At 60.1% G+C, this 22,230-nt stretch carries 22 protein-coding genes; 16 read left to right on the top strand and 6 right to left on the bottom strand.

What is annotated here, in order from left to right; all coding sequences use genetic code 11:
* Nucleotides 1-10 precede the first annotated feature (10 nt).
* The 4 genes from xylB (at nucleotide 11) to ACP7E6_RS10995 (ending at nucleotide 5,156) form a co-directional block, all read left to right on the top strand.
* Nucleotides 11-1,465, top strand: a complete 1,455-nt coding sequence (gene xylB, locus ACP7E6_RS11010; RefSeq protein WP_426229812.1) for a xylulokinase — start codon at nucleotides 11-13, stop codon at nucleotides 1,463-1,465.
* Between the two features lie 71 nt (nucleotides 1,466-1,536).
* Nucleotides 1,537-2,844: a xylose isomerase gene (xylA, locus tag ACP7E6_RS11005; RefSeq protein WP_426229811.1), complete on the top strand. Its 1,308-nt coding sequence runs from the start codon at nucleotides 1,537-1,539 to the stop codon at nucleotides 2,842-2,844.
* Nucleotides 2,845-2,999: 155 nt separating this feature from the next.
* Nucleotides 3,000-3,407, top strand: a complete 408-nt coding sequence (locus ACP7E6_RS11000) for a GFA family protein (RefSeq protein ID WP_426229810.1) — start codon at nucleotides 3,000-3,002, stop codon at nucleotides 3,405-3,407.
* A 234-nt stretch (nucleotides 3,408-3,641) separates the two neighbouring features.
* Nucleotides 3,642-5,156: a methyl-accepting chemotaxis protein gene (locus ACP7E6_RS10995; protein ID WP_426229809.1), complete on the top strand. Its 1,515-nt coding sequence runs from the start codon at nucleotides 3,642-3,644 to the stop codon at nucleotides 5,154-5,156.
* A gap of 34 nt (nucleotides 5,157-5,190) precedes the next feature.
* Here ACP7E6_RS10995 and ACP7E6_RS10990 read toward each other — a convergent pair whose 3' ends face one another.
* The gene (locus ACP7E6_RS10990) at nucleotides 5,191-6,222 is read right to left on the bottom strand and encodes a LacI family DNA-binding transcriptional regulator (protein ID WP_426229808.1); all 1,032 of its coding nucleotides are present in this window, start codon (nucleotides 6,220-6,222) and stop codon (nucleotides 5,191-5,193) included.
* A gap of 165 nt (nucleotides 6,223-6,387) precedes the next feature.
* Between ACP7E6_RS10990 and ACP7E6_RS10985 the strand changes: the two genes are divergently transcribed.
* The 10 genes from ACP7E6_RS10985 to ACP7E6_RS10940 all read left to right on the top strand — a co-directional run bounded on the left by ACP7E6_RS10985 (nucleotide 6,388) and on the right by ACP7E6_RS10940 (nucleotide 16,577).
* Nucleotides 6,388-7,920, top strand: coding sequence for a sugar ABC transporter ATP-binding protein (locus ACP7E6_RS10985; RefSeq protein WP_426229807.1), 1,533 nt, complete (start codon nucleotides 6,388-6,390; stop codon nucleotides 7,918-7,920).
* 46 nt (nucleotides 7,921-7,966) lie between these two features.
* A complete protein-coding gene (locus ACP7E6_RS10980; RefSeq protein WP_426229806.1) occupies nucleotides 7,967-8,995 on the top strand; it encodes an ABC transporter permease in 1,029 nt (342 codons plus the stop codon).
* A gap of 68 nt (nucleotides 8,996-9,063) precedes the next feature.
* On the top strand, nucleotides 9,064-10,017 hold the full coding sequence (locus ACP7E6_RS10975; protein ID WP_426229805.1) for a substrate-binding domain-containing protein: 954 nt from the start codon (nucleotides 9,064-9,066) through the stop codon (nucleotides 10,015-10,017).
* 256 nt (nucleotides 10,018-10,273) lie between these two features.
* A complete protein-coding gene (locus ACP7E6_RS10970; protein ID WP_426229804.1) occupies nucleotides 10,274-11,326 on the top strand; it encodes a sugar phosphate isomerase/epimerase family protein in 1,053 nt (350 codons plus the stop codon).
* 203 nt (nucleotides 11,327-11,529) lie between these two features.
* Entirely contained in the window at nucleotides 11,530-12,711 is a 1,182-nt protein-coding gene (locus ACP7E6_RS10965; protein WP_426229803.1) for a Gfo/Idh/MocA family protein, read from the top strand.
* Nucleotides 12,712-12,795: 84 nt separating this feature from the next.
* Nucleotides 12,796-13,059, top strand: coding sequence for a type II toxin-antitoxin system ParD family antitoxin (locus ACP7E6_RS10960; protein WP_426229802.1), 264 nt, complete (start codon nucleotides 12,796-12,798; stop codon nucleotides 13,057-13,059).
* Nucleotides 13,056-13,262, top strand: coding sequence for a type II toxin-antitoxin system RelE/ParE family toxin (locus tag ACP7E6_RS10955; RefSeq protein ID WP_426229801.1), 207 nt, complete (start codon nucleotides 13,056-13,058; stop codon nucleotides 13,260-13,262). The genes ACP7E6_RS10960 and ACP7E6_RS10955 overlap by 4 nt, the downstream gene beginning before the upstream one ends.
* Before the next feature lie 207 nt (nucleotides 13,263-13,469).
* Nucleotides 13,470-14,843, top strand: coding sequence for a GH1 family beta-glucosidase (locus ACP7E6_RS10950; RefSeq protein WP_426229800.1), 1,374 nt, complete (start codon nucleotides 13,470-13,472; stop codon nucleotides 14,841-14,843).
* A 67-nt stretch (nucleotides 14,844-14,910) separates the two neighbouring features.
* On the top strand, nucleotides 14,911-16,155 hold the full coding sequence (locus ACP7E6_RS10945; protein ID WP_426229799.1) for an aconitase X: 1,245 nt from the start codon (nucleotides 14,911-14,913) through the stop codon (nucleotides 16,153-16,155).
* Nucleotides 16,152-16,577 carry an aconitase X swivel domain-containing protein gene (locus ACP7E6_RS10940; RefSeq protein WP_426229798.1) on the top strand — a complete coding sequence of 142 codons (426 nt, stop codon included), beginning with the start codon at nucleotides 16,152-16,154 and terminating at the stop codon, nucleotides 16,575-16,577. Before ACP7E6_RS10945 ends, ACP7E6_RS10940 begins: the two co-directional genes overlap by 4 nt.
* Before the next feature lie 15 nt (nucleotides 16,578-16,592).
* Here ACP7E6_RS10940 and ACP7E6_RS10935 read toward each other — a convergent pair whose 3' ends face one another.
* The 5 genes from ACP7E6_RS10935 to ACP7E6_RS10915 all read right to left on the bottom strand — a co-directional run bounded on the left by ACP7E6_RS10935 (nucleotide 16,593) and on the right by ACP7E6_RS10915 (nucleotide 20,153).
* Nucleotides 16,593-17,537, bottom strand: coding sequence for a rhodanese-related sulfurtransferase (locus ACP7E6_RS10935; RefSeq protein ID WP_426229797.1), 945 nt, complete (start codon nucleotides 17,535-17,537; stop codon nucleotides 16,593-16,595).
* Nucleotides 17,538-17,600: 63 nt separating this feature from the next.
* Nucleotides 17,601-17,960 carry a VOC family protein gene (locus ACP7E6_RS10930; protein ID WP_426229796.1) on the bottom strand — a complete coding sequence of 120 codons (360 nt, stop codon included), beginning with the start codon at nucleotides 17,958-17,960 and terminating at the stop codon, nucleotides 17,601-17,603.
* Nucleotides 17,961-18,027: 67 nt separating this feature from the next.
* Entirely contained in the window at nucleotides 18,028-18,720 is a 693-nt protein-coding gene (locus tag ACP7E6_RS10925; protein ID WP_426229795.1) for a helix-turn-helix transcriptional regulator, read from the bottom strand.
* Between the two features lie 54 nt (nucleotides 18,721-18,774).
* Nucleotides 18,775-19,497, bottom strand: coding sequence for a CHAD domain-containing protein (locus ACP7E6_RS10920; protein ID WP_426229941.1), 723 nt, complete (start codon nucleotides 19,495-19,497; stop codon nucleotides 18,775-18,777).
* Between the two features lie 158 nt (nucleotides 19,498-19,655).
* Nucleotides 19,656-20,153 (bottom strand): CYTH domain-containing protein, encoded by a 498-nt coding sequence (locus ACP7E6_RS10915; RefSeq protein WP_426229794.1) that lies wholly within the window; start codon nucleotides 20,151-20,153, stop codon nucleotides 19,656-19,658.
* Between the two features lie 221 nt (nucleotides 20,154-20,374).
* On the opposite strand from ACP7E6_RS10915, the gene ACP7E6_RS10910 reads away from it, so the two are divergent.
* Nucleotides 20,375-21,013 carry a 2-dehydro-3-deoxy-phosphogluconate aldolase gene (locus tag ACP7E6_RS10910; RefSeq protein ID WP_113317553.1) on the top strand — a complete coding sequence of 213 codons (639 nt, stop codon included), beginning with the start codon at nucleotides 20,375-20,377 and terminating at the stop codon, nucleotides 21,011-21,013.
* A 425-nt stretch (nucleotides 21,014-21,438) separates the two neighbouring features.
* The gene (locus tag ACP7E6_RS10905) at nucleotides 21,439-22,218 is read left to right on the top strand and encodes a tellurite resistance TerB family protein (protein ID WP_426229793.1); all 780 of its coding nucleotides are present in this window, start codon (nucleotides 21,439-21,441) and stop codon (nucleotides 22,216-22,218) included.
* The last annotated feature ends 12 nt before the right edge of the window (nucleotides 22,219-22,230 follow it).

Raw genomic sequence — 22,230 nt, 5'->3', positions numbered from 1 at the left:
GGAGATCAACATGTATCTTGGTATCGACCTCGGCACGTCCGGGGTGAAGGCATTGCTGATCGACGGCGGCCAACGGGTCATCGGTTCCGCATCCGGCGCCATGGACGTTTCGCGGCCGCATCCGGGCTGGTCGGAACAGGACCCGGCCCATTGGATCCGCGCGACGGAAGAAGCCATTGCCGGATTGAAGGCGGCCCATCCCAAGGAACTGGCTGCTGTCAAGGGCATCGGGCTTTCCGGTCATATGCACGGCGCGACGCTTCTGGATGACAATGACAAGGTTCTGCGTCCCTGCATTCTCTGGAACGATACCCGCAGCCACAAGCAGGCCCTGGCGCTTGACGCCGATCCGCAGTTCCGGGCGCTGACCGGCAATATCGTCTTTCCGGGGTTCACCGCGCCGAAACTTGCCTGGGTGGCCGAAAACGAACCCGAAACCTTCGAGAAGGTCGATTGGGTCCTGCTGCCGAAGGATTATCTGCGCCTGTGGCTGACCGGCGAGCATATTTCCGAAATGTCGGATTCGGCCGGCACCTCCTGGCTCGACACCGGCAAGCGCGCCTGGTCCGGAAGCCTGCTCGATGCGACTGGACTGACCGAAAGCCAAATGCCGTCATTGATCGAAGGTACGGAGCAGGGGGGCACCCTGAAAGCCGATCTCGCCGCCAAATGGGGCATGGGCGCGGGTGTCGTCGTTGCCGGCGGGGCAGGGGATAATGCCGCATCGGCCTGCGGCATGGGCACGGTCGGCGAAGGTCATGCCTTCGTATCGCTCGGCACCTCCGGCGTGTTGTTTGCCGCCAATACCAGCTATCTGCCCAATCCAGCCAGTGCCGTACACGCGTTCTGCCACGCGCTGCCCAACACATGGCACCAGATGGGCGTCATCCTGTCGGCCACCGATGCCCTCAACTGGCATTCGGAGATCACCGGCAAGAGCGCTGCTGACCTGACCACCGAGCTTGGCGACAACCTCCACGCACCGTCAGGGGTGACTTTCCTGCCGTACCTCTCGGGCGAACGCACGCCCTACAATGATGCGGCCATTCGTGGTGTCTTTGCCGGGCTTGCCCATGAAAGCAGCCGCGTGGTTCTGACGCAAGCCGTGGTTGAAGGCGTTTCCTTCGCGCTTCGCGACAGCCTTGAGGCCCTGCGTGTCGCCGGGACCACGCTTTCAAGGGTCACGGCCATCGGCGGCGGTTCGCGCTCGCGCTACTGGCTGAAATCGATCGCGACGGCGCTGAACCTGCCGGTCGACGTGCCTGCCGATGGCGATTTCGGTGCGGCATTCGGCGCCGCCCGCCTTGGACTGGTCGCTGCGACAAAGGCTGATCCGCTCACCGTCTTCACCGCCCCGGCAACAGCCGAAACCATTGAGCCCGATACGGCTCTGCACGGCGCCTACGCGGATGCCTACCAGCGCTACCGCCGCCTCTATCCGGCGGTCAAGTCCGCGATGTTCTGATGCATGCCCTTCATCCCTGAAGCAGGGAGAGGGGAATTCGAAATCCAACGACAAACCCAGAGGAAACACCCATGAGCACAGGTTTTTTCGGCGATATCGCCAAGATCAAATATGAAGGACCCGACAGCACCAATGCGCTGGCCTTCCGCCACTACAACCCGGACGAGATCGTCATGGGCAAGCGCATGGAAGATCATCTGCGCTTTGCGGTTGCCTACTGGCACACCTTCGTCTGGCCGGGCGGCGACCCCTTCGGTGGCCAGACATTTGAGCGGCCGTGGTTTGAAGACAGCATGCAGGCAGCCAAGCTGAAGGCTGATGTCGCCTTCGAATTCTTCGCGCTGCTCGGCACGCCCTTCTACTGCTTCCATGATGCCGACGTGCGTCCGGAAGGCAAGAACTTTGCCGAAAACACCAAGAACCTCAACGAGATCGTCGATTACTTCGCCCGGAAGCAATCGGATACCGGCGTCAAGCTGCTCTGGGGCACGGCGAACCTGTTCTCCCATCGCCGCTATATGTCCGGTGCCGCCACCAATCCGGATCCGGACGTCTTTGCCTTTGCTGCCGCAACCGTAAAGACTTGCCTTGATGCGACACTGAAGCTCGGCGGTGAGAACTATGTGCTTTGGGGCGGCCGCGAGGGCTATGAGACCCTGCTCAACACCAATGTGAAGCAGGAACTCGACCAGCTCGGCCGTTTCGTCAACATGGTCGTCGAATACAAGCACAAGATCGGCTTCACGGGCGCCATCCTGATCGAGCCGAAGCCGCAGGAACCGACCAAGCATCAGTATGATTATGACGTCGCGACGGTCTATGGCTTCCTCAAGACCTATGGCCTTGAAAACGAGGTCAAGGTCAATATCGAGCAGGGCCATGCGATCCTGGCCGGCCATTCGTTCGAGCATGAACTGGCGCTGGCCAATGCGTTCGGCATCTTCGGTTCGATTGACATGAACCGCAACGATTACCAGTCCGGATGGGATACCGACCAGTTCCCCAACAACGTTCCGGAAATGGCACTGGCCTATTATCAGGTTCTCTCTGGCGGCGGTTTCAAGACCGGGGGCACCAATTTCGATTCGAAGCTGCGCCGTCAGTCGATCGATCCGGAAGACCTCTTGATCGGCCATATCGGCGGCATGGATTGCTGCGCCCGGGGCCTGCGCGCCGCAGCCAAAATGGTCGAGGACAAGGCACTGTCCGGTCCGCTCGACGCGCGCTACGCCGGCTGGGCGTCGGATGAGGGCCAGAAGCGCTTGACCAGCATGTCGCTGGAAGAGATCGCGGCCCATGTCGAAAAGACCGATCTCAACCCGCAGCCGAAATCCGGCAAGCAGGAATTGCTCGAAAACGTTGTCAACCGCTACGTCTAAGCGGCGTCGCACGGCAGATTGAACAAGGAAGGAAAGGGCGCTGTGGCGCCCTTTCCTTGTTAACGCCGCAGTGGCCAACACCCTCGCCTTCGAATATCCTTCAAGAGCACATATCTGCACAGAGCGGACTCCGGGCTGGCAGAGAGGATACGGCTATGTTCAAGACCTATTGCGGCAGCTGTCATTGCGGTGCAGTCCGCTTCACGTCAGATCTGGACATCAGTGCGGGGACTGGAAAATGCAATTGCACCTTCTGCACCAAGATACGTCTCTGGTCGGTCAAAGCGGCTCCTGCGGCATTCCGGCTGCTGGCAGGTGAAGCAGCCTTGGTCGATTACCAAGGCGCCAATACGGTTGCCCACCATTTCTTCTGCCGGCATTGCGGCGTGCGCCCCTTCGAGTGGGTGGACGTGCCGAACATGACCGGCGAGAGATACTATAATATCAACCTCGCCTGCCTTGATGATCTCGATATCGACGAACTGATGGCGGCTCCGGTTACCTATTATGATGGACTTAACAACGACTGGGGCTCGACGCCGGCGGACGTACGGCATTTGTGAAAGGGTTGCTCTCTCGGCTGTGGACCAGCCTCGGTCACTTTGTCGCATTTTTGAGAGAATATGCCAGGAAAACAGGTTGTTACTCTTGCTTGTCCTCGACATAAGCAAGCCCTCTTAAAGGCATTCTTAACTATGCGGGCCTAATCCTCCGGTCACGCCTTAACCCATCTGCCGGCATGATGCCGATCGCGCAGCGCGCATGCCTTTCCCCGTTTCGATTTAGGATGCTCCCGTATGTCTGCGCCCGTTTCCACGACCAAACACCTTAATGAACGTCTCGATTTCGTCGGGCTTGTTGGCGAAGAGCGTGCTGCTCTCGTGCGGGCAAGGCCGACCATTTCTGCCTCCCTTGATGGTGCACTCGACAAGTTCTACGCGAAGGCGACCGCCAATCCGGAAACGGCGAAGTTCTTTGCCAGTGAAGCGCATGTAAAAAGCGCCAAGACAAGGCAGGTCCGTCACTGGGACCAGATCGCTTCCGGCGAATTCGACGATAAATATGTCGATGCTGTGACCGCGATCGGCAAGACCCATGCGCGCCTCGGGCTGGAGCCGCGCTGGTATATCGGCGGCTACGCACTGATCATGGAATCGATCATCAAGGCCGTTGTCGAAAAACACCTTGAAGGCTTTCTCTACAAGAAGAAGGCGAAGGACATCACGATCGAGGTGACCGCCATCATGAAGGCGGCGTTCGTCGACATGGACTACGCCATCTCGGTCTATCTGGATGCGTTGCAGGAGCAGCGGGCCATCGGCGATGCCGAGCGGACAGCACTTTCGACACAACAGGACGAAGCCCTGTCTGCGCTTGACCGTTCGCTGACCGGGCTTGCCAATGGCGACCTGACCGCCAAGCTCAGCGCAGCTCTGGCGCCGCAGTTCGACGGCCTGCAAACCAACTTCAACTCAGCACTCGGGACGCTCGATACAGCCCTGGGTTCGATCGTTCTGGCTGCCGACGAAACGTCCGGCAATGCTGGCGAACTGGTGACTGCGGTCGATGACATGGCCCGCCGCACCGAACAGCAGGCTGCCTCGCTTGAACAGACTGCAGCAGCGCTGGAAGAAATCACCACGATTTCCAAGGAGGCGGCACTGCGGACCGAGGAAGCCCGTCGCGTTGTCGGACATGCCACAGAGGAGGCGCATAAGTCCGGGGCGGTGGTCGAGCAGGCCGTCAGCGCCATGAGCGCGATCGAGGAATCCTCCCGCCGGATCACCCAGATCATCAGCGTCATCGACCAGATTTCCTTCCAGACCAATCTTCTCGCCCTGAATGCCGGGGTAGAGGCTGCACGTGCCGGTGATGCCGGCAAAGGGTTTGCCGTGGTTGCCCAGGAAGTGCGTGAACTGGCACAGAAATCGGCTGATGCCGCCAAGGAGATCAAGGGGCTGATCGACAAGTCGTTCGAGGATGTTCTCAGGGGAGTCTCGCTGGTCAATCAAACCGGCGATGCGCTGAGGACCATCGGCGAACAGGTCACCCATATCAACGGCCATATCGATGCCATTGCCGGCTCGGCACGGGAACAGGCGATCGGCATTACCGAGATCAACACGGCCGTCACCGGGATGGATCACATGACCCAGCAGAATGCCGCGATGGTCGAACAGACCCACGCAGCTACCCATAATCTAATGCGCGTCAGCACCACCTTGAAGGCTCTGGCCGATCAGTTCACGGTTTCGGGTGGGCGGCGCGTGCCAGCGCCTGTTCGTCAGCGGGACCAGCGGCGCTACGCCTAAACGGACACTGCAGGCGAAGCATCAGGCCGGACGGTCAGCGCTTCGTCCATTTGAGCGACGGGGCCGCGACAGAGTTGCGGACCACCAGATCGGGACGAAGCAGGATTTCCGTTTCCGGTGGCTGGCCGTCGGACAGAAGGTCCAGCAGCAGCGCCATCGCATGTTTGCCAATGGCCGTTCGCGGCTGGCGAATGGTGGTCAGCGCCGGCGACATGAAGCTTGCCTGCGGAACATCGTCAAAACCCGTCACCGAAAAATCGCGCGGGATATCATAGCCACGTGCGCCAAGGCCGATCATCACCCCAATCGCCGTCTGGTCGTTGACGCACATGAACGCCGTTGGCAGCGTGTCGCGCATGAACAGCTGCTCGACCGCCAGCCGCCCGCTTTCGATCGTGCCGTCGCCCTCGAAGACTATGCGCTGATCGGCGCCGACATTGGCCGCGTCCAGTCCGGCCTCGTAGCCCATCCGGCGCCGGCTATAGGCAAGCCGGGTGCGGGAATCGCCGATGAAAGCGATCTTGCGATGGCCTTCGGCGAGAAGCAGGTCGATCACCTTGCGGGCGCCCTCGGTATCGTCGACGCCGACATAGGGAATGCCGCCATTGAAAACCGGCTCGAAGACGCCGACGCTCGGCGGCAGCCTTGCCGTCATCGACTGATGGCCGAAAGGCAGGATGCCGGTAAACAGGATCAATCCGGCGGCTTGGTTTGAATTGAGGAACTTCAAGTATTCCAGACCGCGCTGGGCGTCATTCTGCGTATGGCCGATCAGCACGCCATAACCATGCGAACGCGCCTCGTTTTCCAGGCCGACGAGAATGTTGGAAAAATTCGGGTCGCCGATATCGGGCGCCACAACGAGGATCATGTTGGAACGGCCAAGCCTGAGGCTGCGAGCCATGGCGTTGGTGGTGTAGCCAGTGATGGCGATCGCCTGGCTCACCTTCAGCCGCGTCGAATTGGCGACCTTCTCCGGCATATGGATGGCGCGCGACACTGTCGCGATCGACACTTCCGCGATCCGGGCGACGTCTTCAATGGTTGCCGGCGTGGAATTCGACACTGCGCTCTGCCTTGGTTTTAGTCTCGGCGGGACACTACACAGACTTGCCCGGAGGTCAAATCCTACGCGAAGAATTTCTCGGTTACGCCCTGATGTAAACCTTTACATGGCGTATGTAAAGGTTTACATAGCTTGCAAGCGGACGGGAGCCGCAGGGAGGATTACATGAGTGCGCAGACCAGCGGCGCCGGTGACGGCGCAGTCGTGCTATCTGCTCGACGCATCAGCAAGTCGTTCAACGGCGTGCAGGTCCTGTTCAGCGTTGACTTCGATCTCCGCGCTGGCGAAATCCATGCTTTGATGGGAGAAAACGGCGCTGGGAAATCCACGCTCGTCAAGATTCTGTCCGGTTTCGAGCAGCCCACATCCGGTGAAATTATCCTTGATGGTAATCCGGTCAAGCTGCCGCCGAATGGCGCCGCAGAAGCGCTCGGCATCGTCATCATCCACCAGGAATTCAATCTCGCCGAACATCTGACCGTCACCGAGAGCCTGTTTCTCGGCCGCGAAATCACCCGTTTCGGCATGCTCGACCGTAAGTTCATGCGGGCCGAAACGCGGCGTGTTCTCGACCTGCTCGGTTCGCATGTCGATGAAAATGCGATGATCAGTTCGCTGTCCATTGCCGACAAGCAGATGGTCGAGATCGCCAAGGCGATCAGCCGCGATGCCCGCGTCGTCTTCATGGATGAGCCGACGGCTGTTCTCTCCGGCGAAGAAACCAGTTTCCTGTTCAAACAGGTGCGCAAGCTGCGCGATCAGGGCACGAGCTTCGTCTTCGTGTCGCATAAGCTCGATGAAGTCATGGCGCTGACCGACCGGGTGACGGTGCTGCGGGATGGTCAATGGATCAAGACCTCGCCGACATCGATCCTCGACGGGGAATCGATCGCCCAGCTGATGGTCGGCCGTGAGTTGTCGAAGCTCTATCCGGCCAAGCGCGAGCCGAATGTCGATGAAGAGGTCGTACTGAGCGTCGATGCGCTGTCGACCGGCTATGTCAAGGACGCGACTTTCGAGGTTCGCAAGGGTGAAATCCTCGGGTTTTCCGGCATGATCGGCTCGGGCCGCACCGAGCTGATGGAGGCGATTGCGGGCTTGAGGTCTCGCGCCTCGGGCGAAGTGATCATTCGCGGCGAGACCGTCCCATCCGGCGACGTGCATGCCGCCAATAGGCAGGGCCTTGCCTACATGACCAAGGACCGCAAGTCGAAGGGCCTGCTTCTCAATTCGCGCATGACCGCGAACCTGACCCTGCAGTCGCTCGAAAATCACGGCAAGCTCGGATACCTCAATCCCGCCAGCGAGGCACAGGCGCTGGAACGCGCCCGCCGCCGCTTCGATATCCGGGTGCGCGATGGCAATGTCGTGGCCGGCCGCATGTCCGGCGGCAACCAGCAGAAGCTGCTGCTTGCCAAGGTGATGGAAACCGAACCCGAAATCATCATCATCGACGAGCCCACCCGCGGCATCGATGTCGGCACCAAGCAGCAGATCTATCATTTCATCTCGGCACTGGCGCGTGACGGCCGTTCCATCATCGTCGTCTCCTCTGAAATGCCAGAGGTGATCGGCCTTTGCACCCGCGTCGCAGTGATGCGGGAAGGGCGGATTGTCGGCATGCTGGAGGGCGATGAAATCTCCGAACAGGAGATCATGCGCTATGCGGCCGGACTGAAGAAAAAGGCTGCAGCCTGAGCCGCGCAACCGCGGGGACGGCACTGAAAAACAAACCCCAGGGATAATGGGACGGGAGGTTGAAGTGGACACGAGCGTGAATGAGGAAACCCGGGACGTGCGGCGCCGGAACTGGCGGGATATCGACCTTCGGGCCGTCGCACCGTTTGCGGCTTTGATCCTGCTGCTCATCCTCGGGGCGCTCGTCAATCCGAACTTCATCGGATTGAACAACCTCGCCAATGTCGCAACCCGCAGCGCTTTCATCGCCATCATTGCGATTGGCGCCACCTTCGTTATTTCCTCCGGCGATCTCGATCTGTCCGTCGGCGCGATGGTTGCGTTCGTTGCCAGCCTGATGATCCTGTTCATGAATTCAGGCGTCATCGCCGATCCCACCCTGATGCTGACGGCGGCCGTGCTGTTCGCCGTGGTTGCCGGGTCGCTTTGCGGCCTTGCCAATGGCCTGATCACCACGGTCGGCCGGATCGAGCCGTTCATCGCGACGCTGGGAACCATGGGCATCTATCGTGGCCTCACCACCTGGCTGTCGCAGGGCGGCGCGATCACGTTGAAGGATCCGGCCCTCCAGGAAATCTACCGTCCGGCCTATTTTGGCTCGATCCTCGGCGTACCGGTGCCGATTGCGGTGATCCTGGCGGTCACCTGCGTTGCGGCCTTCATTCTCTATCGGACCCGCTATGGCCGTCATGTTGTTGCCGTCGGCTCGAACGCCGATGTCGCCCGTTATTCCGGCATTCCGGTCAACCGGGTCCGCACCATCGCCTTCGTCATCCAGGGCCTGTGCGTAGCGATTGCGGTTCTGCTTTACGTGCCGCGCCTCGGCTCGACTTCGGCAACCACCGGTATCCTGTGGGAACTCCAGGCGATCACCGCAGTGGTTGTCGGCGGAACTGCATTGAAGGGTGGAGCCGGCCGGGTCTGGGGCACGATCTGCGGCGCCTTCATTCTCGAGCTGGTCGGCAACATCATGCTGCTTTCCAATTTCATCAGCGAATATCTGATCGGCGCCATCCAGGGCACGATCATCATTGTTGCGATGCTCGTCCAGCGCTCGCTGGTACGGAAATCGTGAAGTGCCGGGTTCAGGGGGTCGCCCGGTCGCAAAGACTGCAAGACCCGCATCACTAGGGAGAGAGAAACATGCGTAAAGGACTATTTGGCGCTGCAGCCGTCGCCATGATGGCGCTGACCGGCGTGGCCCATGCACAGGAAGAAAAGAAGGTCACGATCGGCGTTTCGATCCCGGCTGCCGACCATGGCTGGACCTCGGGCGTGGTATTTCACGCAGAGCGCGTCGCCAAGCTTCTGATGGCGCAGCATCCGAGCCTCAACATCATCGTCAAGACGTCGCCGGATCCGGCAAGTCAGGCCAATGCCGTGCAGGACCTTGAGACCCAGGGCATCGACGCGCTGGTCATCCTGCCGTCCGACCCGGATCCGCTGGTCAACGCCATCAAGGAAGTCAAGAGCAAGGGCACGTTCGTTGCCATCGTCGACCGCGCACCGTCGGTCAACGACAACACCGTTCGCGACCTTTACGTTGCCGGCAACAACCCCGCGCTTGGCCAGACGGCCGGCGAATACATCAAGGCAACGACGCCGGACGCTGAAGTCGTCATCATCCGCGGCCTGCCGATCCCGATCGACCAGCAGCGCCAGGACGGTTTCGACAAGGGTATCGAAGGCTCCAACGTCAAGGTTCTCGACCGCCAGTTCGGCAACTGGAACCGCGACGATGCCTTCAAGGTCATGCAGGATTACCTGACCAAGTATCCGAAGATCGACGTGGTCTGGTGCCAGGACGACGACATGGCTGTCGGCGTACTGCAGGCCATCGACCAGGCCAAGCGCACCGACATCCAGTATGTCGTGGCCGGTGCCGGTTCCAAGGACATGATCAAGAAGGTCATGGACGGCGACAAGATGATCCCGGTCGATGTGCTCTATCCGCCGGCAATGGTGGGTACGGCGCTTGAAATGACCGTTGCCAATTTCTACGGTCAGGTTCCGGTTCGCGGCGTCTATACGATCGACGCAACGCTCGTCACCAAGGACAATGCCAAGGACTTCTACTTCCCCGATTCACCGTTCTGATCGGTTCCACTCACTACCGGGCGCCCGCGAAAACGGGCGCCCATTTTTATGGCTTAGGGTTGCCGGTCTTTGTTTTCAGTTTTGCGGCACGTACCTCTTGCCGCCATGCGAAGTCCGTGATTAGGTTCCGGCGCACTGGAATTCTGGTTGTTCCCACCAGCTGGCCGTTATCGGTAAGAGGCGTCTTGCCCGCGATGAACGGCGTGTTAAACCACTTCGGAAACGTTTACGGTCGATAATCAGGGAGGAATCTGACATGAAGACCATCAAGGGCCCGGCGCTCTTCCTCGGACAATTCGCGGGTGATGCCGCTCCGTTCAACTCATGGGATTCGATCACCAAATGGGCCGCCGATTGCGGCTATATCGGCGTGCAGGTGCCAACCTGGGCCAGCCAGCTGATCGATCTGAAAAAGGCAGCTTCGTCGAAGGATTATTGCGACGAGTTTGCCGGCAAGGCGCGCGAGAACGGCATCGAGGTGACCGAGCTTTCCACCCATCTTCAGGGGCAGCTGGTTGCGGTCAATCCGGTCTATGATGAAGCCTTCGATGGTTTTGCCGCTCCCGAAGTGCGCGGCAATCCGAAGGCTCGCCAGGAATGGGCCGTCGAGCAGGTCAAGATGGCGCTGACGGCGTCGAAGCATCTCGGCATCAAGGCGCATGCGACCTTTTCCGGCGCGCTCGCCTGGCCGTTCATGTATCCGTGGCCGCAGCGTCCGGCCGGTCTGGTGGAAACCGCTTTTGACGAATTGGCCCGCCGCTGGACGCCGATCCTCAACCACGCCGAAGACTGCGGCGTCGATATCGCCTATGAGATCCATCCGGGCGAGGATCTGCATGACGGCGTCACGTTCGAGATGTTCCTAGAGCGTGTCGGCAACCATCCCCGCGCCAACATGCTCTACGATCCCTCGCACTATATCCTGCAGTGCCTGGATTATCTCGACAACATCGATATCTACCACGAGCGCATCAAGATGTTCCACGTCAAGGATGCCGAGTTCAATCCGACCGGTCGCCAGGGCGTCTATGGCGGCTATCAGGGCTGGGTGAACCGGGCCGGGCGCTTCCGCTCGCCGGGTGACGGCCAGGTCGATTTCGGCGCGGTGTTTTCGAAACTGACGGCTAATGATTTCGACGGCTGGGCCGTGGTCGAATGGGAATGCGCGCTGAAGCATCCGGAAGACGGCGCCCGTGAAGGTGCCGAGTTCGTCAAGCACCACATCATCCGTGTCACCGAAAAGGCCTTCGACGATTTCGCTGATAGCGGCACCGACGACGCGGCCAACCGGCGCATGCTGGGGCTTTAGTCTCTTTCGAGGGTGGGTACCCCCCTCTGTCACTTCGTGACATCTCCCCCACAAGGGGGAGATTGTTTTTTTCCCTCATCGCCCTGCCGTAAGGGACGCATGAGCTTCGCAGTTAATCTCCCCCCTTGTGGGGGAGATGTCGGCGTCGCCGACAGAGGGGGGTGAAGCTCTCCGCAAACTCAAAAATCAAGGGAGACACTCTCATGGCAATCGAAGGAACCACTGAGGTTCGCGAAAAACGCATCCGCCTCGGCATGGTCGGCGGCGGTTCCGGTGCGTTTATCGGCGCCGTCCACCGCATGGCTGCGCGGCTTGACGATCATTTCGAGCTGGTCGCCGGCGCCCTGTCGTCGACGCCGGAAAAGGCGAAAGCCTCTGGCGCCGAGCTTGGCCTTGATCCTTTGCGCAGCTATTCCGATTTCAAGGAAATGGCGATCCGCGAGGCCAAGCTGAAGAACGGCATCGAGGCCGTTGCGATCGTCACGCCGAACCATGTGCATTACGAAGCGGCGAAGGAATTCCTGAAGCGCGGCATTCATGTGATCTGCGACAAGCCGCTGACCTCAACGCTGTCGGATGCCAGGAAGCTGAAGAAGCTGGCGGACGAGAGCGAAGCCCTGTTCGTGCTGACCCACAATTACACCGGTTACCCGATGGTCCGCCAAGCCCGCGAGATGGTCGAGAACGGCGATATCGGCGCTGTCCGCCTGGTACAGATGGAATATCCGCAGGACTGGCTGACGGAGAACATCGAACAATCCGGCCAGAAACAGGCCGCATGGCGCACCGATCCGTCGAAGTCGGGTGCTGGCGGTTCCACCGGCGATATCGGCACGCATGCCTATAATCTCGGGGCCTTCGTTTCCGGCCTCGAACTGGAAGAGCTTGCCGCCGATCTCGACAGTTTCGTCGAAGGCCGGGCGCTGGATGACAACGCCCATGTGATGATGCGCTTCAAGGAAAAGAACGGCCAGCGCGCCAAGGGTCTGCTCTGGTGCAGCCAAGTTGCTCCGGGCCACGAGAACGGCCTGATGGTGCGCGTCTATGGCACCAAGGGCGGCCTCGAATGGACGCAGAAGGACCCGAATTATCTCTGGTACACGCCGTTCGGCGAGCCGAAGCGCCTGATCACCCGCGCCGGTGCAGGCTCCGGCCCGGCCGCGGCGCGCGTTTCCCGCATTCCGTCCGGCCATCCGGAAGGCTATCTCGAAGGCTTTGCCAATATCTATACCGAAGCGGCCCGCGCCATCTTTGCCAAGCGCAAGGGCGTTGCGGTCGATCCGGCTGTCATCTATCCGACAATCGACGATGGCATGAAGGGCATGGTGTTCGTCGATGCCTGCGTGCAGTCGTCAAAACGCAATGGCGCCTGGATCAAGGTTTAAGCTTTTCCGCGATCTTTATCCGGTTCGCGCATGCTGTTATGCTAACTATTATTGTCTCCTGTCGGTGGACACAAAGGAAGCAGCATGGCCAGCAGCGCGAACCTCGGGCAACATCTGGAAGACTATGTGACCGATCTGGTGAAAAACGGGCGCTATAATTCTCGCAGCGAGGTGCTGCGAGAAGGTGTCCGTATGATCGAGGATCGCGAGAAAAGGCTGGCTGCCCTCGACCAGTCGATCGCCCAAGGACTCGACGACGTGAAGGCAGGCCGTGTGAAGCCTGCAAAGGATGTGCTTGCGCGCCTTGTGGCCAAATATGAGGGCGAGGCGAAAGACGGCAATTCGTGATCGTCGTTTTCACCGCTGCGGCCGAGGCGGACATGAAACATATCGCCGATTATATTTCTCGCGATAATCCCGTTCGTGCCGTGACCTTTATTCGTGAACTGATCGATCGCTGCGAACAGCTGCCTCAATCGCCCCATGCGTTTCCGATCGTGCCGCGTTATGCGCAGGCTGGTGTTCGAAGACGTCCTATCGAGGCTATCTGATCTTTTACACCGTCAATGAAGACAGGGTGGAAATCCTGCATGTTCTGAATGGTGTTCAGGACTATGAAGCCATTCTTTTCCCTGAAACATAAATATCTCATCTTCTCTGCGACCGTGAACTTACAACTCGTGCCAGCGCGAGGTTGACTTTTTTGCAAACCGTTTTACTGCAACGTTGCAGTAGATGTCGCTTATCCGGAGTGTTTCATGATCGATCCCAAAACCCTTGCCCAGCGCTTCCCCGGTGATTTCATTTTCGGCGTTGCGACCGCCTCCTTCCAGATCGAGGGTGCGACGAAGGCCGATGGCCGTAAGCCGTCGATCTGGGATGCGTTCTCCAATATGCCGGGCCGGGTCTATCAGGGCCATAATGGTGATATCGCTTGCGATCACTACAACCGGCTGGATGAAGACCTCGACTTGATCCAGAGCCTCGGTGTCGAGGCCTATCGTTTCTCGATCGCCTGGCCGCGCATCATCCCGGAAGGCACCGGGCCGATCAACGAGAAGGGGCTCGATTTCTACGATCGCCTCGTTGATGGCCTGAAGCAGCGCAATATCAAGGCATTCGCGACGCTCTACCATTGGGACCTGCCGTTGGCGCTGATGGGGGACGGCGGCTGGACGGCGCGAACGACGGCCTATGCCTACCAGCGCTACGCGAAAACCGTCATAGCCCGGCTGGGCGACCGGCTGGATGCGGTGGCAACCTTCAACGAGCCGTGGTGTTCGGTCTGGCTCAGCCATCTCTACGGCATCCATGCGCCGGGCGAACGCAACATGGATGCAGCGCTGCATGCGCTGCATTTCACCAATCTCGCTCATGGCCTCGGCGTTGCCACCTTTCGCGAGTTGCAGCCGAACCTGCCGGTCGGCATCGTCATTAACCCGATGCACGTCTATCCCGGCAGCGACAGTGCTGACGACAAGGCTGCGGCTGAGCGGGCGTTCGATTTCCACAATGGCGTCTTCTTCGGCCCAATCTTCAAGGGCGAGTACCCGGAAAGCTTCCTCTCGGCGCTTGGCCATCGCATGCCGGCCATCGAGGATGGCGACATGGCGACGATCAGCCAGAAGACCGACTGGTGGGGCGTCAACTATTATACGCCGATGCGCGTTTCTCACGATCCGGCCGAAGCTGCCGAGTTCCCGGCGACGGTCAGTGCCAAGCCGGTCAGCGACGTCAAGACCGATATCGGCTGGGAAGTTTTTCCGCAGGCGCTGGGCGATCTCATCCGCACGGTCAACGACCGCTACGCGCTGCCGGATTGCTATATCACCGAGAACGGTGCCGCCTACAACATGGGCGTCGAAAACGGCGTGGTCGATGATCAGCCGCGGCTCGATTACATCGCTGAGCATCTGGCCGTGACGGCCGACCTGATCACGGAAGGCTATCCGATGAAGGGTTATTTCGCCTGGAGCCTGATGGACAATTTCGAATGGGCGGAAGGCTACAAGATGCGCTTCGGCATCGTCCATGTCGATTACGACACCCAGGTCCGCACCATCAAGAAGAGCGGCCACTGGTACAAGGAACTGGCCGAACAGTTTCCGAGGGGCAATCACAAGGCCGGTTGACGGTCGTGTTTGGCGGAGATCATAAGCCCCGATTGACAGCAAATGATCCGGCATTCTAAGCCGGATCATGGCTCTTCAACTCTCTGCCTTTGACAATGAATTGCTGGACGGCACGCATGGCGAGGCGGCGGCTTTCTGCATGCGGCTTCTGACGCGTTTCGCCGAAGCCGTCGATGCCGGCAGTTTCATCGATATCGAAGCGGCCCATATCGACGGTTGTCTGTATCTCGGAGAGGTCAGCCTCGATTTCGTCCAGCATCTCGTTCGCCTGAAAGGCCGCGTTCGCGTACCGACGACGTTGAATGTCGGCTCGGTCGATCTCATTCATCCGGAGTTGTTCCATGGCGACGGCAAGATTGGAACCAACGGCGCGCGGCTGATGCATGCGCATGAGGCACTGGGCTGCTTTCCGACTTTCACCTGCGCGCCTTATCAGACGATCTTCCGCCCACGTTTCGGCGCGCAGATCGCCTGGGCGGAATCCAATGCCATCGTCTTTGCCAATTCGGTGATCGGCGCCCGCACCAATCGCTACGGCGATTTCATCGATCTCTGTTGCGCGCTGACGGGCAGGGCGCCCTATTACGGGCTGCATCTGCCGGAAAACCGGCGCGCCCAGATTTTGGTCGAGATTGAAAGCCTACCGGAGGAGTGGCCGGACGCCGGTCCGGCCTGCGTTGCGGTCGGCCATGCCATCGGCAAACGTTGCGGAAGCCTCATCCCGGCGATCACCGGTCTACCGGCCCATACGCAGGAGGATGACCTGAAGGCGCTCGGGGCGGTCGCTGCGTCGTCCGGCGCCGTCGCGCTGTTCCATGCCGTCGGTTTGACGCCGGAAGCGCCGACGGTCGAAGCGGCGTTTCAAGGCCGCCAGCCGATTGAGACGATCCGGCTGACGGCCGACGATCTGCGCCACACGGTGCGCAATCTCTCGACAGTGCCGGATGGTACGCCGCTTGTCGGCGTCAGCCTCGGGACGCCGCATTTTTCCTTGGAGGAATTCGCCCGTCTGATGCCGCTGATGAAGGGCTTGCGGCCGCTCATCGATATCTACATCAACACCAATCGCAGCGTGTTGAGCGAACTCACGGACAGAGGCTGGGACACGGTGCTGCAGGCGCAAGGTGTAACGCTGGTGATCGATACCTGCACTTATGTCACGGCGATCATGCGCGACATGTCCGGTGCGATCATGACCAATTCCGGCAAGATGGCCTATTACGCGCCGGGCAATATCGGTGTCGATATCGCCTTTGGATCGCTGGCCGAATGTATGGCCTCGGCCCGGGCCGGAAAGGTGGTGCGGCTGTGACCATCCAGGCGATTACGCTGGTGCCCGGGCAGGCGGAAGGGCAGACCTTCGTATTGAGCGAGCCCTTGAGCTTCTGGGGCGGTCTCGATTCCGCCACCGGCCGGATCATCGATCAATGGCATCCCCAGAAGGGTGAGGTTTTGACCGGCCGTATTCTCATCATGAAAGCCGGGCGTGGTTCCAGCTCGGGAAGTTCGGTGCTGGCCGAAGCAATCCGCCGGAAAACAGGACCGGCTGGTATCGTCCTCATGATGCGCGACGCCATCGTCACCGTCGGTGCGATGGTTGCTGCCGAGTTATATGGGGTTCATTGTCCCGTCGTTCTGGTGGAAGAGACGGATTGGGATGCGATCGTCTCGGCCGGGATTGTTGGCATCAGCGCAGCCGGTACTGGGCCGGCCATGCTGACACTCAGGATTTGAGGCCATCTGAGCGCTTCAGCTTCCCAGATGCCGTTCGCCGCGTTTCTTCGCCAGGTCCATCTGCTGCTGCCGCTGGCGGTAGCGCTGGCGGTCCTCGTCGGTGCGGGTGTCGTAGCAGTGGATGCAGGTGACGCCATGTTCGTGATGGGGTGACAGAAGGTCCTGCGGCGTCAACGGTTGGCGGCAGGCGTGGCAGAGGGTGTGTTCGCCTTCCTTCAGGTCATGGGTTACCGAGACGCGATCATCGAAGACGAAGCAGGCGCCGTCCCAGAGGCTTTCTTCTTCCGGCATCTCCTCCAGATATTTCAGGATGCCGCCCTTGAGGTGGTAGACCTCGTCAAAGCCCTGTTCCTTCATGAAGGCAGTCGCTTTCTCGCAGCGGATGCCGCCGGTGCAGTACATGGCGATCTTCGGCTTGGCGGCGAGATCCGGGTTGTTCTTCACCCAGTCGGGGAATTCGCGAAAACTTTTGGTGTTCGGATCGACAGCGCCACGGAACATGCCGATCGCCGTCTCGTAATCGTTACGGGTGTCGATCACCAGCGTATCCGGATCGGAGATCAGCGCGTTCCAGTCCTGCGGCGCCACATAGGTGCCGACGATCTTGTTGGGGTCGATATCCTCAACGCCCATGGTGACGATTTCCTTCTTCAGCCGCGCCTTCATCCGCAGGAACGGCATCGACGACGCCCAGCTTTCCTTGTGCTCGAGATTGGCGAATTCGGGCTGGGCGCGCAGGAAGGCGAGCACGGTACGGATGCCATCTTCCGGCCCGGCAATCGTGCCGTTGATGCCCTCATGCGCGAGCAGCAAAGTGCCCTTGACGCCATTGCCGTCGCAAATTGCCTGCAACGGTTCGCGGAAGTCGGCGAAGCGTTCGAAACCGGCGAAATGATAAAGCGCCGCCACCAGAAACTGGCCGCTGGCTTCCGGGCGAGGAATATGGATCGTGTCTGTCATGCGGCGTGAAATACAGCTTTCCGGCCGTGCACGCAATCGGGGTGTGCGGCCGGAAAGTACTGGTCAGGCGGCCTGCGGCGTAAAGACCCGCAGGCGATGGCCGTCCGGATCGGTGCAGGTGAACGTGTAATCAGACGCCGACGAGGTGGGTTCCTGCAGGATCGTCACACCTTTCCTGCGCCATTCATCGTGTAGCGCATCGACGCCTTCCCGGCCGGCGACGAAGATCGGAAGTTCGGCATCATTGGCATTCACAGCCGCCGGCAGTTTCCTCCTCTTCGCCAAGCCAAGTTTCAACGCATCGTTCATCAGGACGACTGCATAAGTCGGCGACAGCTCCAGCGGCAACGCGCCGAACATCGCCATGTAGAAAACGGCGCTCTCGGCCGGGCTTTCGACAGGCAGAACAAAATCGGTTTTCATGGCAGTCTCCTCTCGGGGGGTTCGGAGACCTTTTATTCCGTCCTGCTGTCAATTTCTGGCAGTAGGATCACATGTCCTGCGTGAGATTGTGAGCACGCCGCCATTCGGCCAAAAGCAGGTCGCGCCGACGCGGGATGCGGATGTCAGTCACGGTCATCGTGGTGAAGCGGTCGGTACGGAAATGCCGGAAGTCACCGCGCAATTCGCACCAGGCGGCCAGCACGCGCGTCTCTTCGAAATAGGCCAGCGCAAAGGGCCAGACGCGCCGTGTCGTCGGCTGGCCGTTGACATCGGCATAGTCGATGTCGATCTTCATGCCCAGCCGGATGGCTTCGCGAATGGCGGGAAAGTCGACGGTACCGAGCCGCAGATCGCGCGTGTTGTAGACGAGCAGCGAATTGGTCTCCAGTTCATGGCGCAAATCTGCAGGCAGCACGGCGGCAATCTTTGCCAAGGCGTTCTGCGCCGCATCCTTCAATTCGTCGTCGGCCCGCGCCGCCACCCAGCGTGCGCCGAGCACCAAGGCCTCGATCTCCTCTTCGCTGAGCATCATCGGCGGCATCAGGAAGCCGGGCTTGAGCACATAGCCGAAGCCGGGCGCGCCCTGAATGTCGGCGCCTTGCGCCTGCAGCGTGGCGATATCGCGGTAAAGCGTGCGGATGCTGATGCCCATGCGCTGCGCCAGCGAGTTGCCGCTCACCGGCCGGCGGTAGGTGCGCAAAAGCTGGATCAGGTCGAGAAGGCGGGTGGAACGGGACATGGCCGATCATACTGACAGGGATTGGCAGTATCAATGCCGGGAAGGAGGGCCGCTTCAGACTGCGTCCCGCCACAGGAGCTTGATCCTGCGGCTTTCCGTTTTCGGATCATCGCGGAAAACCGAAGCAGCGACCGTCAGTGCCTGTTCCCGGAGGATTTTCTGCCGGGTAATGACGGCCGAGAGCAGATAGGCGACGTCCTCGCTCTTGCCGAAAAGCTGTGGCTGTTCATCGACCAGGGAGGCAAGCAGTGCCAGATCGTTGTGATGGCCGAGAAGATCGACAACCTTTGTCACCTCGATCCGCTTTGCATGCATCGCCGACGGCCAAAGCCGCTGCAACATGTCCAGATAGAAACGGTAGTCCTGGCTGCGTTTGCGCAGTTCGTGAAACAGATGTGCATCGGTGGTGTCCGTGCAGGCCTGCTGCGCTACCGCTACTCTCTCCAGCGCCTTGCGCCAACCCTTGGCGAGGCGTTTGGCGCCCTTTTTACTGCCATCCTGAAAGGTGATGCGGGAGAGCGAATCCAGTGCCCGGCCGCAGGTTGAGATCGCCGCCGCCACGCCTTCTTCGAGTTGGTTCCCCTCAGCGACCTGTTCGTCGCGCCGGGCGGTCAGCAGCTTGCCGATCCGTTTCAGCGCGGCGCGTTCGTCGGTGTTTCCAGCATGATCAAGCAGATACAGGCTGACTTCGACAAGCGCGGTTGCGTCGCGGGAGGTCGAAAGCGTCCGTGCCATGTTGCGGATGCGCACATTTTCCGAGCGCCGGAAGGCCGGGATGTCGGCTGCCGCGAGGCGGTAGAGGGAGCGCAGCCTCTTGAAGTTCTTTGCGGGCGCCGTGGATCGCCTCCGGCAGCCCTTGCGGACGGTCGGTCAACGCGGCGATGGCAAGTGTCAGCTGCTCGGCTCCAACTGCCTTGAATTCTTCAGTGAAATGTTCAGAAGGGCGAATATGATAGCTCATGATCTGCCTTGGATACCAATGGGCTGGTTGAGAGATACTGGTTCGAATAGTGCGGATCGCCGGTCACTTCGGTGCCCAGCCAGCCCGGCAGAATTGGTTTGTCGTCTTCGGTTCCGAGTTCGACTTCAGCGACCACAAGGCCTTCATGCGCGCCGCCATAGACATCGACCTCCCAGAGGAAGCCCCGATGCTTGACCTCGTAGCGGGTCTTTTCGATGACGAGGCCGATGGCTTTCGTCATCATGTCCCTGGCGTCCTCCACGGGGATCTCATATTCGAATTCATCGCGGGTCATCGAGCCGCTGCCGATCTTGATCGTCAGTTTCGCCCGCTTGTCGTCCATCAGCCTCACACGTGCGGAACGGTCGTCCATGGTAACGATATAGGCCTGTAGAAAGCGTGTGCCGCCGTCTGCAATATTGCGCCAGCCGTCCGATGCCACCAGAAACTTCCGTTCAATTTCCTTGGCCATTGATAAGCCTGCCGTTTTCGACCTCGATACAATCCAGACTATAGAATTGTGGCGTGGGGACAAGCATCCACTTCGGGCTTGTTGCGGCGTTGGGTCGGCGCCGCTGTCAACCATGCGTCACCATGTCCGAATAGGTTCGGCCGGTCCGTTTGGTATCGACAAAAGCGGATGGGAAGAGTATTCGAACCTTCACTTCAATCGTTTTAAAAGGGCTGTCCGGCATGAGCGAGAAAACCGATAGACTTCTTTCCGTCCTGAAATTGCAGCCGGTCGTTCCGGTGCTGATCATCGATGACCTTGCGACCGCCGTTCCATTGGCGCGCGCCCTCGTTGCCGGTGGCCTGAAGGCGATCGAGATCACCCTGCGCACCACGGCTGCTCTCGAAGCGATCCGCGCCGTTGCCAACGAAGTCGAGGGGGCCGTCGCCGGCGCCGGAACCATCCTCAATGCCGCGCAATACGAGGCGGCTGTCGAGGCGGGCTCAAAATTCATCGTAAGCCCCGGCACGACGCAGGAGCTGATCGACGCTGCCAACGATTCCGAAATCCCGCTTCTGCCGGGTGCTGCCACGGCCAGTGAAGTCATGGGCCTGCGCGAAGAAGGCTATAAGGTGATGAAGTTCTTCCCGGCCGAACAGGCGGGCGGCGCGGCCTACCTGAAGTCGCTGTCTTCACCGCTTGCCGGCACGCTGTTTTGCCCGACCGGCGGCATTTCGCTGTCGAATGCCAGGGATTACCTGTCGCTGCCCAACGTCGTCTGCGTCGGCGGTTCCTGGGTTGCGCCGAAGGAACTGGTTGCCAGGGGCGATTGGGCCGGCATTACCAAGCTCGCTGCCGAAGCATTCGCGCTGCGCGGCTGATCGTTTTTTTCGCATCCGTGCCGGATGGAGTTGTTCTCCATGCGAGGCCCTGAAACGGTACGCAACGTTCTTTCCACCCTGCGTCAAGGCGGGGTGGAATACGACCTTTTTGGTGGATGGGCAGAAGAAGTACTCGGCCTCTTCCCGCCGCGGGGAATGCTTTTATGACATCAAGGGGTGGCGACCTCGAGGAGGTGACTGGAAAACGGTTTGCCGCGAGCGTTACGCCAATTTCGGTTGGTCACGAAGACCACCTGCAAAAAATATTGCGCTGAGTTCAAATAGATAGAGAACCATCGCTGGCGCGATCGTGTATCCAACATTCGGTGATTGCGGTAGATTTGCTTGGCGCTTTCATTTGTATTCCTCTCGTTGCATTCCTATGTCTCTATCCGACTGAAACCGGCCTCAAGGGAGTGGACCGAATGTTTGATGCGAAGAAATTGCTGGATCAATTGTTGGGTTCGCAGATCCCCGGTGCCGGCGGCACTGTGCGCGATCGCGCCGGACAGGCGACGCAGCTGGCTAAGGACAACCCACTGGCCGCTGGTGCCATCGCCGCTGTCCTGCTTGGCACCGGTACCGGCCGTCAAGTTGCGGGTTCGGCCCTGAAGCTCGGCGGTCTTGCCGCCATCGCCGGCCTTGGCTATCAGGCCTACAAGAATTACCAGGCGGGCAAGGAGCCGGTCGTGCAGCCGGGAGCGCAGGCGCAGCCTGAACTCCTGCCGCCACCGGCCGATTCCGGTTTCAGTACCGAGCCTGCCGTTCTCCGCAACGATTTCGTGCTGGTGCTTGTCCGCGCCATGATCGCCGCTGCCCGCGCCGATGGTCACATCGATGATGTCGAGCGCGCCCGCATCATGGACAAGGTCAAGGTTTCCGGCCTCGATTCCGAAGCCGGACAGTTTCTGCACGAGGAACTCAGCAAGCCCGTCGATCTCGATGCCATGGTCGCTGCAGCCGTGACCGAGGAAGAACGCGTTGAGCTCTATACGGCCTCGCGTCTGGCCATTGATGCCGACAGCCGGGCCGAGCGCGGTTATCTTGATCAGCTGGCCGGCCGCCTTGGCCTTGCCGATGCGCTGATCGATCACATTGAGGCGACGGTCTCTTCGGCCAAGACCCCGGTTATCGAGGCGCAGGCAAACCCGGCGCAGACCTCGGTGCCGCAGACCGGTCAACCGCCGATCAAGTCGCCGTGGTGATGGATCCATCAT

The sequence above is a fragment of the Pararhizobium sp. DWP3-4 genome (assembly GCF_049898205.1).
Classification (GTDB): domain Bacteria; phylum Pseudomonadota; class Alphaproteobacteria; order Rhizobiales; family Rhizobiaceae; genus Pararhizobium.
This window is presented reverse-complemented; position numbering and strand designations above follow the sequence as displayed.

Coding starts and splice junctions, on each gene's coding strand:
- xylB (WP_426229812.1), top strand. CDS start 11: ATGTATCTTGGTATCGACCTCGGCACGTCCGGGGTGAAGGCATTGCTG.
- xylA (WP_426229811.1), top strand. CDS start 1,537: ATGAGCACAGGTTTTTTCGGCGATATCGCCAAGATCAAATATGAAGGA.
- ACP7E6_RS11000 (WP_426229810.1), top strand. CDS start 3,000: ATGTTCAAGACCTATTGCGGCAGCTGTCATTGCGGTGCAGTCCGCTTC.
- ACP7E6_RS10995 (WP_426229809.1), top strand. CDS start 3,642: ATGTCTGCGCCCGTTTCCACGACCAAACACCTTAATGAACGTCTCGAT.
- ACP7E6_RS10985 (WP_426229807.1), top strand. CDS start 6,388: ATGAGTGCGCAGACCAGCGGCGCCGGTGACGGCGCAGTCGTGCTATCT.
- ACP7E6_RS10980 (WP_426229806.1), top strand. CDS start 7,967: ATGGGACGGGAGGTTGAAGTGGACACGAGCGTGAATGAGGAAACCCGG.
- ACP7E6_RS10975 (WP_426229805.1), top strand. CDS start 9,064: ATGCGTAAAGGACTATTTGGCGCTGCAGCCGTCGCCATGATGGCGCTG.
- ACP7E6_RS10970 (WP_426229804.1), top strand. CDS start 10,274: ATGAAGACCATCAAGGGCCCGGCGCTCTTCCTCGGACAATTCGCGGGT.
- ACP7E6_RS10965 (WP_426229803.1), top strand. CDS start 11,530: ATGGCAATCGAAGGAACCACTGAGGTTCGCGAAAAACGCATCCGCCTC.
- ACP7E6_RS10960 (WP_426229802.1), top strand. CDS start 12,796: ATGGCCAGCAGCGCGAACCTCGGGCAACATCTGGAAGACTATGTGACC.
- ACP7E6_RS10950 (WP_426229800.1), top strand. CDS start 13,470: ATGATCGATCCCAAAACCCTTGCCCAGCGCTTCCCCGGTGATTTCATT.
- ACP7E6_RS10945 (WP_426229799.1), top strand. CDS start 14,911: ATGGCTCTTCAACTCTCTGCCTTTGACAATGAATTGCTGGACGGCACG.
- ACP7E6_RS10935 (WP_426229797.1), bottom strand. CDS start 17,537: ATGACAGACACGATCCATATTCCTCGCCCGGAAGCCAGCGGCCAGTTT.
- ACP7E6_RS10930 (WP_426229796.1), bottom strand. CDS start 17,960: ATGAAAACCGATTTTGTTCTGCCTGTCGAAAGCCCGGCCGAGAGCGCC.
- ACP7E6_RS10925 (WP_426229795.1), bottom strand. CDS start 18,720: ATGTCCCGTTCCACCCGCCTTCTCGACCTGATCCAGCTTTTGCGCACC.
- ACP7E6_RS10915 (WP_426229794.1), bottom strand. CDS start 20,153: ATGGCCAAGGAAATTGAACGGAAGTTTCTGGTGGCATCGGACGGCTGG.
- ACP7E6_RS10910 (WP_113317553.1), top strand. CDS start 20,375: ATGAGCGAGAAAACCGATAGACTTCTTTCCGTCCTGAAATTGCAGCCG.
- ACP7E6_RS10905 (WP_426229793.1), top strand. CDS start 21,439: ATGTTTGATGCGAAGAAATTGCTGGATCAATTGTTGGGTTCGCAGATC.